Raw genomic sequence first — 255 nt, forward strand, 5'->3', positions numbered from 1 at the left:
TATGGTGAGCAGCTATTATTTGTCCTAAATCTTTTCTATATTGTTTTTTACCATCAGATTCTGTTCCTGCTGGTGTTGTTGTTGTATCTGCAAATCTTGGTGTTGCTGATGAACGTTGGATACCTGTATTCATGTATGCTCCATTATCATAACAAACATAAACCATATCATGTCCACGTTCCATTGCTCCTGATAATGATTGGAATCCTATATCATATGTTCCACCATCTCCACCAAATGCGATGAATTTTGAAT

1 protein-coding gene is annotated in these 255 nt (G+C 36.1%); it reads right to left on the bottom strand.

All coding sequences use genetic code 11. From position 1 onward, the window contains the following. Window positions 1-255, bottom strand: a 255-nt coding sequence (locus tag ACQ3F0_RS26940) for a thiamine pyrophosphate-dependent enzyme (RefSeq protein ID WP_428868883.1), incomplete at both ends; no start/stop codon positions are given.

The organism is Clostridium sediminicola, assembly GCF_050402865.1.
In the GTDB taxonomy this organism is placed as follows: domain Bacteria; phylum Bacillota; class Clostridia; order Clostridiales; family Clostridiaceae; genus Clostridium_AF; species Clostridium_AF sediminicola.